Source organism: Pseudomonas sp. JDS08PS003 (assembly GCF_045013505.1).
In the GTDB taxonomy this organism is placed as follows: domain Bacteria; phylum Pseudomonadota; class Gammaproteobacteria; order Pseudomonadales; family Pseudomonadaceae; genus Aquipseudomonas; species Aquipseudomonas protegens_B.
On sequence record NZ_CP120724.1, the window covers coordinates 568,894 to 584,312 of the forward strand.

18 protein-coding genes and 1 pseudogene are annotated in these 15,419 nt (G+C 61.4%); 6 read left to right on the top strand and 13 right to left on the bottom strand.

Features of this window, described 5'->3' with window-relative positions; genetic code table 11:
* Positions 1–204: 204 nt before the first annotated feature.
* From P7C00_RS02585 to P7C00_RS02595, 3 genes are all read left to right on the top strand, one after another.
* On the top strand, positions 205–1,002 hold the full coding sequence (locus tag P7C00_RS02585) for a transporter substrate-binding domain-containing protein (RefSeq protein WP_015633853.1): 798 nt from the start codon (positions 205–207) through the stop codon (positions 1,000–1,002).
* Between the two features lie 145 nt (positions 1,003–1,147).
* A complete protein-coding gene (locus P7C00_RS02590; RefSeq protein WP_346634449.1) occupies positions 1,148–2,110 on the top strand; it encodes an amino acid ABC transporter permease in 963 nt (320 codons plus the stop codon).
* Positions 2,103–2,837 carry an amino acid ABC transporter ATP-binding protein gene (locus P7C00_RS02595; protein ID WP_404938091.1) on the top strand — a complete coding sequence of 245 codons (735 nt, stop codon included), beginning with the start codon at positions 2,103–2,105 and terminating at the stop codon, positions 2,835–2,837. Before P7C00_RS02590 ends, P7C00_RS02595 begins: the two co-directional genes overlap by 8 nt.
* A 55-nt stretch (positions 2,838–2,892) precedes the next feature.
* On the opposite strand, the gene P7C00_RS02600 is transcribed toward P7C00_RS02595, so the two are convergent.
* From P7C00_RS02600 to ubiE, 11 genes and pseudogenes are all read right to left on the bottom strand, one after another.
* On the bottom strand, positions 2,893–3,765 hold the full coding sequence (locus tag P7C00_RS02600; protein WP_371826193.1) for a methyl-accepting chemotaxis protein: 873 nt from the start codon (positions 3,763–3,765) through the stop codon (positions 2,893–2,895).
* Between the two features lie 33 nt (positions 3,766–3,798).
* A pseudogene (locus P7C00_RS02605) lies at positions 3,799–4,809 on the bottom strand (methyl-accepting chemotaxis protein); the annotation flags it as partial.
* A 123-nt stretch (positions 4,810–4,932) separates the two neighbouring features.
* On the bottom strand, positions 4,933–5,640 hold the full coding sequence (locus tag P7C00_RS02610) for a 16S rRNA (uracil(1498)-N(3))-methyltransferase (protein WP_123724104.1): 708 nt from the start codon (positions 5,638–5,640) through the stop codon (positions 4,933–4,935).
* Positions 5,637–6,431, bottom strand: coding sequence for a twin-arginine translocase subunit TatC (tatC, locus tag P7C00_RS02615; RefSeq protein ID WP_123724103.1), 795 nt, complete (start codon positions 6,429–6,431; stop codon positions 5,637–5,639). The genes P7C00_RS02610 and tatC overlap by 4 nt, the downstream gene beginning before the upstream one ends.
* The gene (tatB, locus tag P7C00_RS02620) at positions 6,428–6,868 is read right to left on the bottom strand and encodes a Sec-independent protein translocase protein TatB (RefSeq protein ID WP_346634452.1); all 441 of its coding nucleotides are present in this window, start codon (positions 6,866–6,868) and stop codon (positions 6,428–6,430) included. Before tatB ends, tatC begins: the two co-directional genes overlap by 4 nt.
* 10 nt (positions 6,869–6,878) lie before the next feature.
* The gene (locus P7C00_RS02625) at positions 6,879–7,160 is read right to left on the bottom strand and encodes a twin-arginine translocase TatA/TatE family subunit (protein WP_011058797.1); all 282 of its coding nucleotides are present in this window, start codon (positions 7,158–7,160) and stop codon (positions 6,879–6,881) included.
* Positions 7,161–7,185: 25 nt separating this feature from the next.
* Complete coding sequence (locus tag P7C00_RS02630) at positions 7,186–7,518, bottom strand: phosphoribosyl-ATP diphosphatase (RefSeq protein WP_011058798.1); 333 nt, start codon at positions 7,516–7,518, stop codon at positions 7,186–7,188.
* 1 nt (position 7,519) lies between these two features.
* Positions 7,520–7,912 (bottom strand): phosphoribosyl-AMP cyclohydrolase, encoded by a 393-nt coding sequence (hisI, locus tag P7C00_RS02635; RefSeq protein WP_011058799.1) that lies wholly within the window; start codon positions 7,910–7,912, stop codon positions 7,520–7,522.
* A gap of 80 nt (positions 7,913–7,992) precedes the next feature.
* Positions 7,993–9,597: a ubiquinone biosynthesis regulatory protein kinase UbiB gene (gene ubiB, locus P7C00_RS02640; RefSeq protein ID WP_346634453.1), complete on the bottom strand. Its 1,605-nt coding sequence runs from the start codon at positions 9,595–9,597 to the stop codon at positions 7,993–7,995.
* Positions 9,594–10,217, bottom strand: a complete 624-nt coding sequence (locus P7C00_RS02645) for an SCP2 domain-containing protein (RefSeq protein WP_404938092.1) — start codon at positions 10,215–10,217, stop codon at positions 9,594–9,596. Before P7C00_RS02645 ends, ubiB begins: the two co-directional genes overlap by 4 nt.
* Positions 10,217–10,987, bottom strand: a complete 771-nt coding sequence (gene ubiE / locus P7C00_RS02650; protein WP_011058802.1) for a bifunctional demethylmenaquinone methyltransferase/2-methoxy-6-polyprenyl-1,4-benzoquinol methylase UbiE — start codon at positions 10,985–10,987, stop codon at positions 10,217–10,219. Before ubiE ends, P7C00_RS02645 begins: the two co-directional genes overlap by 1 nt.
* 155 nt (positions 10,988–11,142) lie before the next feature.
* Here ubiE and P7C00_RS02655 point away from each other — a divergent pair, with 155 nt between their 5' ends.
* From P7C00_RS02655 to P7C00_RS02665, 3 genes are all read left to right on the top strand, one after another.
* The gene (locus P7C00_RS02655; RefSeq protein WP_346634455.1) at positions 11,143–11,418 is read left to right on the top strand and encodes a polyhydroxyalkanoic acid system family protein; all 276 of its coding nucleotides are present in this window, start codon (positions 11,143–11,145) and stop codon (positions 11,416–11,418) included.
* Between the two features lie 198 nt (positions 11,419–11,616).
* Positions 11,617–12,039 carry a phasin family protein gene (locus P7C00_RS02660; RefSeq protein WP_102862787.1) on the top strand — a complete coding sequence of 141 codons (423 nt, stop codon included), beginning with the start codon at positions 11,617–11,619 and terminating at the stop codon, positions 12,037–12,039.
* 10 nt (positions 12,040–12,049) lie between these two features.
* Positions 12,050–12,892, top strand: a complete 843-nt coding sequence (locus tag P7C00_RS02665; protein WP_346634456.1) for a phasin family protein — start codon at positions 12,050–12,052, stop codon at positions 12,890–12,892.
* Between the two features lie 67 nt (positions 12,893–12,959).
* On the opposite strand, the gene P7C00_RS02670 is transcribed toward P7C00_RS02665, so the two are convergent.
* Positions 12,960–13,580 (bottom strand): TetR/AcrR family transcriptional regulator, encoded by a 621-nt coding sequence (locus tag P7C00_RS02670; RefSeq protein WP_123725054.1) that lies wholly within the window; start codon positions 13,578–13,580, stop codon positions 12,960–12,962.
* A 64-nt stretch (positions 13,581–13,644) separates the two neighbouring features.
* Positions 13,645–15,327, bottom strand: coding sequence for a class II poly(R)-hydroxyalkanoic acid synthase (gene phaC / locus P7C00_RS02675; protein ID WP_346634457.1), 1,683 nt, complete (start codon positions 15,325–15,327; stop codon positions 13,645–13,647).
* Positions 15,328–15,419: the final 92 nt, after the last annotated feature.

The window sequence follows — 15,419 nt, forward strand, 5'->3', positions numbered from 1 at the left end:
CACTCAAGGGCGTTTTGCTTTCTGCTGCCAATAGCCCCGCATCCCCCCTTGTAACAACAAAAATCCTTGTGCAAACGGCCGAGTGCGTTAGCATCGCTCCCGCAAATTTCTGTGCGTGATCGACAACGGCTTGATATCCGAAGATTTTCATTCCAGGCCCGCGGCGCGCAGACACCACAATAAAATGGCTTCAGGGGACTTGAGATGAAGAAGTATCTTTCGCTGCTGCTGGCAGGCGCCGCCGCCATGCTGGCGGTCACTACCGCCCAGGCCGGCGCCATCGATGACGCGGTCAAGCGCGGTACGCTGAAAGTCGGCATGGACCCGACCTACATGCCGTTCGAAATGACCAACAAGCGTGGCGAAATCATCGGTTTCGAAGTCGATCTGCTCAAGGCCATGGCCAAGTCCATGGGGGTCAAGCTGGAGATGGTTTCCACTGGCTACGACGGCATCATCCCAGCCCTGCTCACCGACAAGTTCGACATGATCGGCAGCGGCATGACCCTGACCCAGGAACGCAACCTGCGCCTGAATTTCAGCGAACCCTTCATCGTGGTCGGCCAGACGCTGCTGATCCGTAAGGATCTGGAAGGCACCATCAAGTCCTACAAGGACCTGAACAGCGCCGACTACCGCATCACCTCCAAGCTGGGCACCACCGGGGAAATGGTCGCCAAGAAGCTGATTGCCAAGGCCAAGTACCACGGCTACGACAATGAGCAGGAAGCGGTGCTGGACGTGGTCAACGGCAAAGCCGACGCCTTTATCTACGACGCCCCGTACAACGTGGTGGCGGTGAACAAGGTGGGTAATGGCAAACTGGTGTTCCTCGACAAGCCGTTCACCTATGAGCCTCTGGCCTTCGGCCTGAAGAAGGGTGACTACGACAGCATCAACTTCATCAACAACTTCCTGCACCAGATCCACGAAGACGGCACCTACGATCGCATCCATGACAAGTGGTTCAAGAGCACCGAGTGGCTCAAGGACATGGAATAGGCGTCAGGCAACTGATTGGCGGTTGATCGCGAGCAAGCTCGCTCCTACAGGGCGTACAGCGTTTTTGTAGGAGCGAGCTTGCTCGCGATGATGCCCGCCCGAGCTCTGCCGAACCTCCCCGCTGCAAACCGCTGGAACCTGCAAAGTGAACAAACAGAAGAAAGCCCAATGGCCCTGGCACGTATTGACCGTGCTGGTGCTGATCGGCCTGGCCGGCGCCCTGTACTACGCCACCTCGCTGATGTCCTACGAATGGCGCTGGAACCGTGTCCCCCAGTACTTCGCCTACCAGGCCGAAGAATCCCAGCGGGCGGCGGAGATCTCCACCGTCGCCGAGGTTGTGCGCCAGGGCGGCAAGGCTCAAGTCACGCTGCGCGGTGACTCGGGTGCCGAGCAGCATCTGAGTGTCGATGAAAGCAGCCTGCAGGTGGCTAGCGGCGATGACGTGGCCGAAGGCGATGTGATTGGCGTGACCCGGCACTGGGCGGCGGGCCCCCTGTTGTGGGGCTTGTGGACCACCTTGTGGCTGTCGGTGGTGTCTGGGGTGTTGGGCCTGCTCATCGGCCTCGGCACCGGCCTGTGCCGGCTGTCCAGCAACCCGACCCTGCGTGACCTGTCGACGCTCTATGTCGAGCTGGTGCGGGGTACGCCGCTGCTGGTGCAGATCTTCATTTTCTATTTCTTCATCGGCACGGTGCTCAACCTGTCCCGGGAGTTCGCCGGGATCGCCGCGCTGTCGCTGTTCACCGGGGCCTATGTGGCGGAAATCGTCCGTGCCGGGGTGCAGTCCATTACCCGTGGGCAGAACGAGGCTGCCCGCTCGTTGGGGCTCAGCGCCGGCCAGTCGATGCGTCACGTGGTGCTGCCACAGGCGTTCAAACGGGTGTTGCCGCCCCTGGCCGGGCAGTTCATCAGCCTGGTCAAGGACACGTCGCTGGTGTCGGTGATCGCCATCACCGAGCTGCTCAAGAGCGGCCGGGAAGTCATCACCACCTCGTTCTCGCCGTTCGAGATCCTGTTCTGCGTGGCGGGCCTGTATCTGTTGATCAACCTGCCGCTGTCGAAGATGGCCAGTCGGCTTGAGCGGAGGCTCGCGCAAAGTGATTGAAGTTCGCGATCTGGTAAAAGTCTTCGACACCCGCGGCCAGGTGGTGCGTGCGGTGGACAACGTCACCACTCAGGTGGCCAAGGGTGAAGTGCTGGTGGTGATCGGTCCGTCCGGTTCCGGCAAGTCCACCTTTTTGCGTTGCCTCAATGGCCTGGAAGAGTTCGATTCCGGCTCGGTGAGCATCGACGGCCTGCAACTGGCCGACCCCAAGACCGATGTGAACGCCTATCGCCGGGAAGTGGGCATGGTGTTCCAGCATTTCAACCTGTTCCCCCACATGACCGTGCTGGAAAACCTCTGCCTGGCGCAGAAAGTGGTGCGCAAGCGTGGCAAGCAGGAACGCGAGGCCAAGGCCCTGGCGTTGCTGGAGAAGGTCGGCATTGCGCAGAAGGCCCATGAGTTTCCTTCGCGGCTTTCCGGCGGCCAACAGCAGCGGGTGGCGATTGCCCGGGCCCTGGCCATGGAGCCAAAGGTCATGCTGTTCGATGAGCCGACTTCGGCACTGGACCCGGAAATGGTCGGCGAAGTGCTGGACGTGATGAAGACCCTGGCCCTGGAAGGCATGACCATGGTCTGTGTGACTCACGAGATGGGCTTTGCCCGGGAAGTGGCGGATCGGGTGCTGTTCTTCGATCACGGCAAGCTGCTGGAGGATGCGGCGCCGGATGTGTTCTTCGCGGCGCCGAAAGATCCTCGGGCCCAGGCTTTCCTGCGCCAGGTACTGTGAGGCCTTCGCCGGCTCCTGCATTCCCTTGTAGGAGCCGGCTTGCCAGCGAAGCGATTCAGACCCGGAAGCGCCCCACCAGGCTTTGCAGGTGAATCCCCAACCGCGCCAGTTCGGCGCTGGAGGCCGCGGTTTCTTCGCTGGCCGATGAAGTCTGTTCAGACACATCACGCACATTCAACACGCTGCGGTTGATCTCTTCCGCTACGGCGCTCTGTTGTTCGGCTGCCGCGGCAATCTGCTGGTTCATCGCCTGGATGGCCGACACGGTGCGAGTGATGTTCTCCAGCGACCCCCCGGCCCGGCGGGTCAGTTCGACGCTGCTGTCAGTGAGGCTGCGGCTGGTGTCCAGGGTGCTGGCTACTTGCTGTGTGCCGCTTTGCAGGCCGACGATCAGCTCGGCGATTTCTTCGGTGGATTGCTGGGTGCGCTGGGCCAGGCTGCGCACTTCATCCGCAACCACGGCGAAACCACGCCCGGCTTCACCGGCACGTGCCGCTTCGATGGCGGCGTTGAGGGCCAACAGATTGGTCTGCTGGGCCACCGACTTGATCACATCCAGCACGCTGCCAATCTTGTCGCTTTCCTGCTTGAGGTGGCCCATGGCTTCGGTGGAGTGGCCCACCTCGCTGGCCAGACGCTCGATCTGGGCAATGGCTTCGTTCACCACGCGATCACCCTCGCGGGCCTGCTGATCGGCGGCTACAGCGGCCTCTGAGGCTTCTTCGGCATTGCGCGCGACTTCCTGCACTGTGGCGGCCATTTCGTTCATGGCCGTGGCTACCTGATCGGTTTCCACCTTCTGGCTGTTGACCCCGGCGCTGGTCTGCTCGGTGACGGCCGACAATTGTTCGGCGGCGCTGGCGATCTGGGTCACGCCGTCGCTGATGCCGCCGATCAGTTCCCGCAAGCCGAGGGTCATGCGCTGCATGGCTTTCTGCAGTTGGCCAAGCTCGTCGCGGCGATCCACCGTCAGGTTCTGGCTGAGATCGCCGGCTGCCACGCGTTCGGCGGCCTTGAGGGTCTGCTGCAGCGGTTGGATGATCTGCCGGGTGATGGCCCAGGCGGCAATCAGACCAAACACCAAGGCCAGTACTGTGGCGATCAGCAGGGTACTTTTGGCCTGGCTGGCATCGCTGTCACGCTTGGCGGTCTGTGCGCTAGTCAATTGGTTGCTCAGGTCCATCAGTCGGTCGCCTTGGGCGGCCATGCGCTTGAGCGCGGCAGCACTGGCCTCTTCGGCGTCGCTGAAGCCGCTGACGGCCGCTCGGTAGGCTTTGAGCGAGTCGCTGGCTTGCTGCAGGTTGGCAATGTGCTGCTCCGGCAGGCGGGTCGGTAGGCTGGTGAGGTGGTTCAGCGCGTTATCGATGGCATCCAGGGCCGGTTGCTTGGCTTCCGGTTTGGCGCTGTAGGTGTAGCCACGCACCTGGAAGCGTGCCTGCTGGATCAGTTTGGAGAGGTCGATGACGCTGTTGAACTGAGCCACGCTGTCGCCTTGCAGCAGCGATTTCTCGACCTCGGCCACCCGGGCCACGGCATTGTCGGCACTGGCGCCGAGCTGGGCCCGGGCAGCCTCGCGGCTGGCGGTGGCACGGGTCATGTCGGCAAAGGCTTTCTGGTATTCGGCCACGGCGTTCAGTTGCTGGTCCAGCATGGCGATGCTTTCGGGTTGCTGCAGTTGCTCACGGGCGGCCCGTAGACCTTCGTCGAGTTGTTTGAGTATGTCGTTGACTGCCGCCGGGCCTTGGTCGCCATGGTGCATCTCGTAGTTGAGACGGGCGATGCGCAGGTCCTTGGTCATGCCATAGAGCGTGGAGATGTTGCCCAGTTTGTCGCCACGGTCGATCACTCGGCCCAGGCCGGTCCAGCCTGTGGCAGTGATCAATAGGGTCAGAAGCAGTACCAGGCCGAAGCCGATACCGAGTTTGCGGCTGACGCTTACATTTCCCAGGTTCCTGGCTAGCCAACGGTACATGCTGCGAACTCCCTTTTAGCAATATGGGCTTAACCATAGGCTATCGGCGGGAGCGGTGGATTCTGTAGGTAGGTGGCGATTTGATATTGCAGGCGAAAGCTCCGGCTGGCACGGAGCCTTTGCTCAAAACAGGCGTGAGAGGAGGGCTGTGACGGCGGTTTCGACCCGCAGGATGCGTTCGCCCAGTTGCACCGGTTGCAGGCCGGCCTTGGCCAACAGATCGATCTCGTAGGGGATCCAGCCGCCTTCGGGGCCGATGGCCAGGGTTACCGGTTCATCCAGGCCGCGAGGGCAGGGTGGGTACTGGCCGGGGTGACCCACCAGTCCCAGGGTGCCTGCGCTGAGGGCCGGCAGACGATCCTCGACGAAGGGCTTGAAGCGTTTTTCGATGACCACTTCGGGTAGCACGCTGTCGCGAGCCTGTTCCAGGCCGAGAATCAGCTGTTCACGAATGGCCTCGGGTTCCAGGAACGGGGTTTGCCAGAAGCTTTTTTCCACCCGGTAGCTGTTGACCAGCACCAGCCGTGGCACGCCCATGGCGGCGACGGTCTGCAGCACTCGACGAAGCATCTTCGGGCGTGGCAGGGCCAGCACCATGGTTAGCGGCAGCTTGGCCGGTGGTGGCTGGTCCAGGGTGATTTGCAGCTCGGCTTCGGTGGGTTCCAGGCGCAGCACCCGGGCTGAGCCCATCAGCCCGCCGATACGCCCGACCCGCAGGCTGTCGCCCACCGCAACCCGATGCACTTCCTGCATGTGAGTCAGGCGCCGGTCGCGCAGCACCACAAGGTCGGCCGCGATGAAGTCGGCCTCTTCCAGAAGCAGCAGGTTCACGCTTGGGTCGCTGGCGGCTGGTCGTTGTGATCGTCAGCCGGCGCATCGTCCGGGTGGTCGCCGCGCTTGCTGATCAGCCCGCCGAACAGCACGCCGATTTCGAACAGCAGCCACATGGGTACGGCCAGCAAGGTCTGGGAGAAGATATCCGGCGGGGTGAGAATCATGCCGACCACAAAGCAGCCGATGATCACGTAAGGCCGGATCTTCCTCAGGTAGGCCACGTTGACCACGCCGATCCATACCAGCAGCACCACAGCCACCGGAATCTCGAAAGCCACGCCGAACGCGAAGAACAGGGTCATGACGAAATCGAGGTAGCTGGTGATGTCGGTCATCATCTCCACGCCGGCCGGAGTGGCGGCAGCGAAGAACTTGAAGATCAGCGGAAACACCAGGAAGTAGGCGAAGGCCATGCCGATGTAGAACAGCAGGATGCTCGACACCAACAGTGGCACCGCGATGCGCTTCTCATGCTTGTACAGCCCGGGTGCGATAAAGCCCCAGATCTGATGCAGGATCACCGGGATCGCCAGGAACAGCGAAACCATCATGGTCAGTTTCAGCGGGGTGAGAAACGGCGAGGCGACGTCGGTGGCGATCATCGTTGCACCCACCGGCAGGTACTCGCGCAGGGGGGTGGAGACGATGGTGTAGATCTGCTGGGTGAAGGCGAACAACCCGGCGAAGATGATGAAGATCGCCGCTACGCAGCGCAGCAGGCGGGTACGCAGCTCGGTGAGGTGCGACACCAGCGGCATGTGTTGGTCGTTCTCTGGGATATCGCTCATGGGGCTCGCGGCGGCAAAGTGGGGTCGTGGGGGGCCGTGGTGACGGGTGTCGCCACCGGGGCCGCAGGCTCGGCAACCGGCGTCGTGGGTAGCGGCGCTTCGCTCACAGGGACCGTTTCAGCTACCGGGGCGGAGCTTGGCGAGTGATTCGTCTGCTCGGCTATCGGTTCGACCGGAGTCGGTTGCTGCTGGGTCGGGGCGAGGATCTTCCGCGCCTCCTGCTCCAGGGACAGAATGTGCTCGTTGTGCAGTTGCCGGCGGATCTCGTCGGCCCCGATTTCACGTTCAACTTCCTGTTTTATCGCGTTGAAGCTGCGCTTCAGGCGCCCGACCCACAGGCCGGCGGTGCGCGCCGCGCCAGGCAGGCGCTCGGGGCCGAGCACCAGCAGGGCCACCAGGCCCACCAGCAGCAGTTCAGAGAAGCTGATACCAAACATTAGTCAGTGCTCACGAGTCTTTGCGGGTCGGCTCTTCGACTTTTTGTGCCTGCACGTCGATGGTGTGCGGCTGGTTCAGCGGTGCGCTTTGCTGCGGCTGAACCGGTGGCACGGGCTGTGCCGCTGGCGGTACTACGGGCTCGGCCGGCTTTTCGTCGTCGTTCATGGCCTTGCGGAAGCCCTTGATCGATTCGCCGACGTCAGTGCCCAGGTTCTTGAGCTTCTTGGTGCCGAATACCAGTACCACGACCACCAGGATGACGATCCAGTGTTTCCAGTCAAAAATGCCCATGCTGCGTTTCCTCTTAGAAAGTTGTTCAGGCGGACGGACGCGAGGCTTTCTCGGCGTGTCCGGACAGACCGAAGCGGCGATCCAGTTCATCGAGCACGGCCTGGGGGTGCTGCCCTAGCTGCGCCAGCATGACCAGGGTATGGAACCACAGGTCTGCGGTTTCATAGATCACATCGCTGCAGTCACCGCTGATGGCGGCGTCCTTGGCGGCGATGATGGTTTCCACCGACTCTTCGCCGACTTTTTCCAGAATCTTGTTCAGGCCCTTGTGATACAGGCTGGCCACATAGGAGCTGTCGGCTGCGGCGTCTTTACGCTCTTCCAGCACTTGGGCCAGACGGGTGAGGGTATCGCTCATGTCAGTGTCCTGCAGAATAAATCGCGTGCGGGTCCTTGAGGACCGGTTCGACGGTTTTCCACTCGCCGTCTTCGTAGACGCGGTAGAAACAGCTGTGGCGGCCGGTGTGACAGGCAATGTCGCCGATCTGCTCGACCATCAGGATGATCACGTCAGCGTCGCAGTCCAGGCGCATTTCATGAAGCTTCTGCACGTGCCCGGACTCTTCGCCCTTGCGCCATAGCTTGCCACGGGAACGTGACCAATAGATGGCGCGATTCTCGGCGGCGGTCAGGCTCAGAGCCTCGCGGTTCATCCAGGCCATCATCAGCACGCGCCCGGTCTTGTGATCCTGGGCGATGGCCGGCACCAGGCCGTCCGCATCCCATTTGATCTGGTCCAGCCAATCTTTCATTTTCGACTCCGACAACCGGGCTCAACCCGCTGGTGACGCCTCGGCGATTTCGACAGTTTGCCAGCAGGTCGCGCCACTGGCTATCGGCGAACGATCAGATACAGACCCACCGCAATCATGATGCCGGCAGGCCAGTGGCCCAGCTCATGCAGCGGACCGCCGGCGGCCAGAACGGCGCCGCCACCCAAATGGGCGGTGCCCAGCAGGCGCAGGAACCAGTCGTCCTTGCGCTTGTGCCAGGGCGCCGGAGGGTCGGCCGCGTGTGGCTGCGACATGCGTTCCAGCAGGTCGCGAGTCATGTTGGCCAGGTGGGGGAGCTGTTCGATCTGGCTGTGGATATTACCGAGCACGGCTTTCGGGCTGACCCGTTCGCGCATCCAGCGTTCGAGGAAGGGTTGCGCGGTGTTCCACAGGTCCAGGTCCGGGTACAGCTGGCGACCCAGGCCTTCAATATTGAGCAGGGTCTTCTGCAACAGCACCAGTTGCGGCTGGACTTCCATATTGAAGCGCCGAGCGGTCTGGAATAGACGCATCAGCACCTGGCCGAAGGAAATATCCTTCAACGGCTTTTCAAAGATCGGTTCGCAGACCGTGCGGATCGCCGCTTCGAATTCGTTGAGTTTGGTTTCCGCGGGGACCCAGCCGGAATCGATGTGCAACTGGGCCACGCGGCGGTAGTCGCGCTTGAAGAAGGCGAACAGGTTGCGTGCCAGGTAGTCCTGGTCTTCCGGGGTCAGGCTGCCGACGATGCCGCAATCGATGGCAATGTACTGCGGGCTCCAGGGCTGCACGGTGCTGACGAAGATGTTGCCCGGGTGCATGTCGGCGTGGAAGAAACTGTCGCGGAACACCTGGGTGAAGAAGATCTCCACACCCCGTTCGGCGAGCATTTTCATGTCGGTGCGCTGGTCGGCCAGGGTCGCCAGGTCAGTGACCTGGATGCCGTAGATGCGCTCCATCACCAGTACTTTCGGCCGGCACCAATCCCAGTAGACCTGGGGTACGTACAGCAGCGGCGAACCTTCGAAGTTGCGCTTGAGCTGGCTGGCGTTGGCCGCCTCGCGCAGCAGGTCGAGTTCGTCGTAGATGGTTTTCTCGTAGTCGCTGACCACATCCACCGGATGCAGCAGGCGGGCGTCGGCCGAAAGCTTTTCCGCGGCCCGGGCGAGGATGAACAGCCATGCCAGGTCCTGGGCGATGATTGGCTTGAGCCCGGGGCGGATCACCTTGACCACCACTTCTTCACCGGTCTTGAGCTTGGCGGCGTGGACCTGGGCTACCGAGGCCGAGGCCAGCGGCTCAATGTCAAAGCGGCTGAACACGTCGCTGATCTTCTTGCCCAGCTGTTCTTCGATCAGGGCCACGGACTTCTGCGAATCGAACGGTGGTACCCGGTCCTGCAGCAGCATCAGTTCGTCGGCGATGTCTTCCGGCAACAGGTCGCGGCGGGTGGAGAGGATCTGCCCGAACTTGATGAAGATCGGTCCCAGGTCCTGCAGTGCAAGGCGCAGCCGGGCACCGCGGCTCAGCTCCAGCGGCTTGCGCGGGAACCAGCGCCAGGGCAAGGCGAAGCGCAGGGCCAGGAGAAACCAGGGCAGGGGCAAGGCGAACAGCAGGTCATCGAGGCGGTAACGGATCACGACGCGCTGGATGCGCAACAGACGGCGGACGGCAAGCAGCTTCATGCGTTATCGCTTGGTTCAAGGGATCGGGAAAGGCGCTCGAAGCGCGCCTCGAGACGTTCCAGGTCGAGTTTGGCCTGATCCAGCTCACGAAAGCGCGCTTCGGCTTCGCGCTGGCCCACCAGGGTGCGTGATTCTTCGGCGAGGAACTCGGCGAGGTTCTGATTCAGGCTGGCAAATCCTTGCTGATACCAGCGGGCGCGGCTGCGCACATGGCCGCTGAACAGTTGGGTGGCCACCGGGCCCAGCCACCGGGACAGTTCGTATTCCCAGTCCAGCTCCAGGTCCTGGAGGATGGCCGCCAGATCCAGCAGCACGCCGCTGTCGCCTTCCAGCTCCACTTCCGGAGCGTGCAGAACCGCAGTCTTGTCCTTGCTCAGGGCCAGGCGCACCAGGCTTGAGGCCGGTGCACGTAGCGTGCAGTCAGGGTCCGCGGCCCATTGGGCGGCCAGTATCAGGCCTTCGTCGCTGGGCAGGATGAATAGCTGCAATGCCGGGTTGCGGCAATCCACGGCGATCACCTTGCCATTGAGGTGCTGCAGGCGCGGCAGGGCCGTGCTGTCCAGACGCAGCACCCGATTGATGCCGGTCTCGACGCTGGCGAGCAGGCCGCTGAGCAGCATCAGGGCTTGATGCCGCGGTGCAGGGCGACGATGCCTGCGGTCATGTTGTGATAGGTCACGCGGTCGAAGCCGGCCTCGACCATCATCGACTTCAGGGTTTCCTGGTTGGGGTGCATGCGGATCGATTCGGCCAGGTAGCGGTAGCTTTCCGAGTCGTTGGTGATCAGCTTGCCGGCCAGGGGCATGAAGGCAAACGAATAGGCGTCGTAGACCTTGGACATCAGCGCATTGGTCGGTTTGGAGAATTCCAGCACCAGCAGCCGGCCGCCGGGCTTGAGCACCCGCAGCATGGAGCGCAGGGCGTCCTCTTTATGGGTAACGTTGCGCAGACCGAAGGCAATGGTGACGCAATCGAAATGGTTGTCCGGGAAAGGCAGCTTTTCCGCATCGGCCTGGACGAATTCGACGTTGCCGGCCACACCCAGGTCCAGCAGGCGATCGCGACCGACCTTGAGCATGGACTCGTTGATGTCGGCCAGTACCACTTGGCCAGTAGGGCCTACCAGGTGGGAGAAGCGCTTGGTCAGGTCGCCAGTGCCGCCGGCGATGTCCAATACGCGATTGCCGGCGCGCACGCCTGACAGCTCGATGGTGAAGCGTTTCCACAAACGGTGCATGCCGCCTGAGAGTACGTCGTTCATCAGGTCGTACTTGGCCGCTACCGAGTGGAATACTTCGGCGACTTTTTCCGCCTTCTGGCTTTCAGGAACGTTCTTGAAGCCGAAGTGCGTGGTGGGTTCGGCATCGCTGCCTTTGCGCTGATCAGTCATATCGCTGTCACCAAAAGAGAATGCGGGACATTCTAATGCCGGTGGCGGTCTTTGTCTTGGCAAGGCTGAATGTAAGATAGCGATCCGCCGGGACGTTTTGACGCACTCAGGGTCAAGATGCTTCAGGCAAGTCCCGAAACAGCAGGAGTCCTTCAATGGCCCGTATTAGTGTTGAACGTGCCCATGGCCTGGGTAAGCAGGTGGCCCGTGAAAAGGCCGACAAACTGGCGCAGAAACTCGCCGATCAGTATGGCCTGGAGCCGCAATGGGCAGGGGATACCCTGAACCTCAAGCGCTCAGGCGTCAAAGGCGCGGTGCATGTGGGCGAAGAGTCGATCCGTATCGATGTGGAGCTGGGGCTGTTGATGTCGGCCATGAGCGGCACCATCAAGTCGGAAATCGAAAAGGCCCTGGACAAGGCCCTGGCCTGAGCCCACCGGTAGGAGCCGGCTTGCCGGCGAATCGCAGGCACTGCAACGGTGCCAGGCAAAGAGCCTTTCCGGCGAGCAGGCTCCTACATGATTTCATGACATTCGTTAGGGTGCCGATTCTAATTTTTCTCTTTAGGTTGTGCCTCAGGTCCTCTTTCCGAGGGCAGTTCCTCAAACCTTCTGAGCGTGAGGTGCACCATGGCCAAAGTAATTCTGAAGAAAAAAGTTGATGTTCAATCGACTGCCCTGAGCGAAGTCAAATCCTATGCCCGCAAGATCTGGCTGGCAGGCCTGGGTGCCTACGCCAAAGTTGGTCAGGAAGGCAGCGACTACTTTCAGGAGCTGATCAAGGCTGGTCAATCCGTTGAAAAGAAAGGCAAAAAAGTTGTCACTGAACAACTTGAAGCTGCCAACAGTCAGATTGATAGCGTTAAAGGGGATGTCAGCACTCTTAAAGGCAAAGTCGAAGTGCAACTGGATAAAGTCGAGAAGGCTTTTGACACGCGCGTCGCCAGTGCCTTGAATCGTATCGGCATTCCGTCTAAACATGACGTTGAGACACTCTCTGCTAAGCTCGATGAGCTGACGGCGTTGCTCGAACGTGTCGCGCGTAAACATTAAGGAGAACGGGATGGCTGGTAAAAAGAATACTGAAAAAGAAGGCAGCTCGTGGATCGGGAAAGTCGAAGAGTACTCCCGTAAAATTTGGCTTGCTGGTTTAGGCGTGTACTCGAAAATCGACTCTGACGGCAGCAAGCTTTTCGAGACACTGGTCAAGGATGGTGAGAAAGCCGAGAAGCTGACCAAGAGCGTAGTTGGCAAGAAGGTTGATGCTGCCAAAGACTCCGCAAGTTCCGCCAAGTCGCGTATCAGCGACGTCAAGGACCGCGCTTTGGGCAAGTGGGACGAACTGGAAGGCGCTTTCGACAAGCGCTTGAACAGTGCCATCTCGCGTCTGGGCGTACCGAGCCGCAATGAGGTGAAGGCGCTGCATGACAAGGTCGATACCCTGACCAAGCAGATCGAGAAACTCACAGGTGCCAAGGTCGCGCCGGTTGCAGCCAAGACCGCTGCCGCCAAGCCGGCGGCAAAACCTGCTGCCAAGCCACTGGCCAAGCCTGCCGCCAAACCGGCAGTCAAGGCCGCCGCCAAGCCAGCAGCGAAAACCGCGGCCGCCAAACCGGCAGCCAAACCCGCCGCCAAGCCTGTTGCAGCCAAGCCAGCGGCCAAACCCGCTGCCAAACCAGCGGTGAAAGCGGCCGCCAAACCTGCTGCGAAGCCGGCCGTGGCGAAAAAACCTGTAGCCAAGAAGCCTGTAGCAGCCAAACCGGCAGCCAAGCCCGCTGTAGCAGCCAAGCCTGCAACTGCGGCACCAGTGGCCTCGGCCAGCTCGGCGAACTCCGCCGCAGCACCTGGCCCGGCTGTAACTCCAACTGCAGCGCCGGCTCCAGCGACGCCAAGCAGCCAGTCCTGATTACATCAGGCACACAAAAAACGCCCGGCCTGCGAAGGTCGGGCGTTTTTTTATGGCGCGCTGCTGGCTATCCCTGTTCATCCAGGTAACGCAGGGCCATCTGTTCCGTGGCCAGCTTTGCCGGTGGCAGCAAGTGCGGCGCCACCAGCATCATGATCTGGTAGACCACCAGACGCACTTCGCCTTCGCGATCGAGAATCCGTTGGTAATCCAGTGAGAACAGCAAGGTCATGGTGATCTGTTCCACCAGCTGGCCCAGGGCTTGGGTGCCGCTGACCAGTTGGCCTAGAGTCTTGAGCCGGGCCAGCAGGGAAGCCAGGGTGCGCTTGAGGGCGTTGAGCAGGTTGCGAATGCCTTTGGCCAGTTTCGGCAAGCGTCCCGCAAGGTTGGAGAGGTCCTGGAACAGAAAGCGGTAGTGGGCCAGGCGCTCGACAATCAGGTGTAGAAACAACCAATAGTCTTCCGGCGCCAGCTGGGCATCGGACGGAGGGTCCAGCAGTGGTGTCAGCTCGTTCTGGAAACGCTCGAACAGGCCGAGCACCAGAGGTTCCTTGCCATGGAAGTGGTAGTAGAGGTTGCCGGGGCTGATCCCCATTTCATTGGCCACCTCCATGGTGGAGACATTGGGCTCGCCCTTCTGGTTGAACAGTTGCAGGGCACATTCGAGTATCCGGTCGCGGGTCTTCATCCTGACTTCTTGTCGGTCCATTGAGGGGTACGACTCCAGCGCGGAGTCGGGCTGCAAAGTGTCTTTAGCGCACGCGCACGTAAGTGCCTGGAGCGGCCTCCATCGGTGGGTAATTCTGGTTGCCCAGGGTGGCCAGGGTTTCGCGCTGCGCTCCGGAGTGTTCCTGAACCCAGGCCAGCCATTGGCTCCACCAACTGCCGTCGACATGTTTGGCGTCGTAGTACCAGGCTCGAGGGTCGCTGCTGAGCTTGTGGTTCTCTACGTAGTTGGCCTTGGGGTTGCTCGGTGGGTTGAGGATGCTCTGCACATGCCCGCTATTGGACAGTACAAAGCGTTTATCGCCTCCCAGCAGCAGGGTCGAGCGGTACACCGCGTCCCAGGGCGTGATGTGGTCGTTGATCCCGGCCACGCTGAAGCTGTCCACCGTGACCTTCTGCAAATCGATCGGTGTGCCGCAGACTTCCAGTCCACCCTCGTGGCTCAGCGGGTTGTGCTTGAAGAAGTCCAGCAGGTCGCCGTGCAAGGCCGCGGGCAAGCGGGTGCTGTCGTTGTTCCAGTACAGGATGTCGAAGACCGGCGGCTCCTTGCCCAGCAGGTAGTTGTTGACCCAGTAGTTCCAGATCAGGTCGTTGGGGCGCATCCAGGCAAACACCTTGGCCATGTCGCGGCCGTCCAGCACCCCTTGCTGGTAGGAGCGACGCTTGGCCGCCTCCAGGGTTTTCTCATCGGCGAACAAGGTGGCCGGGCTATCCAGCTGGCTGTCCAGCAGGCTCACCAGATAGGTGGCGCTGGCGACCCGACGCAGTTGCCGCTTGGCCTGCAGGTGGCCTTGCAGGGCGGCAATGGTCAGGCCGCCAGCACAGGCACCCACCAGGTTGACTTCCCGACTGCCGGTAATGGCACGGGCGACATTCAGTGCCTCTTCGGCCGCTTCCACATAGCTCGACAGGCCCCACTCGCGATGGCGCACGTCCGGGTTGCGCCAACTGACCATGAACACCTGCAGGCCGTTCTTCAGCGCGTACTGGACGAAGCTGTTGCCCGGGCTGAGGTCGAAAATGTAGTACTTGTTGATCTGTGGCGGCACGATCAGCACGGGCTTGGCGTACTGCTTTTCGCTCATGGGACTGTACTGGATCAATTCCAGCAGTTCATTGCGAAACACCACCGAGCCTGGGGTCACGGCCAGGTTGCGGCCGATTTCGAAGGCGTGCTTGGTCACCTGACTGGGCAGCCCGTTGTTGTGCAGCAGGTCATCCACCAGGTTGCTGATGCCGCGCACCACGCTGTTGCCACCGGTGTTGAAAATCTCCTTGAGGGCCAGGGGGTTGAGCAAGGTGTTGGAAGGCGCCACGGCGTCATTGAGCAGGGAAAAGGCAAAGTGCGCCCGGGCCCGGTCGTCCTCGCTCATTCCGCTGTCGTCGATCCAGCTCCGGACCTGCTTTTGCCAGCTCAGGTAAGCCTGCAGACCCCGTTTGTAAAAAGGGTTGAGGGTCCAGGCCGGGTCGGCGAAACGGTTGTCCTTGGGGTTGGGTTTGTGCAGGGTTTCCCCCAGCAACACGCGTCCTAGCTGGCCGCCCAGGGCTAAAGTATGACGGGCGCTTTGCAACGGGTTACGGAGACTGTGGACCGCGAGGCTGCGCAACGTGGAGAGCAGATCCCGACCGCGCAGACCGGTGATCGCACTCTGTGCGTTGATATAGGCTGCGGGGGAGGGCAGCGAGCCCTGCGCAGGTTTGTCTTGCATGAGTCAACACTCCTTCGTCAAACCACTAACAAGCAGACCAATCCAAGACAGACAACATAGTCGGTCCTGGCCCTTCTTGCGCGCGACGATCC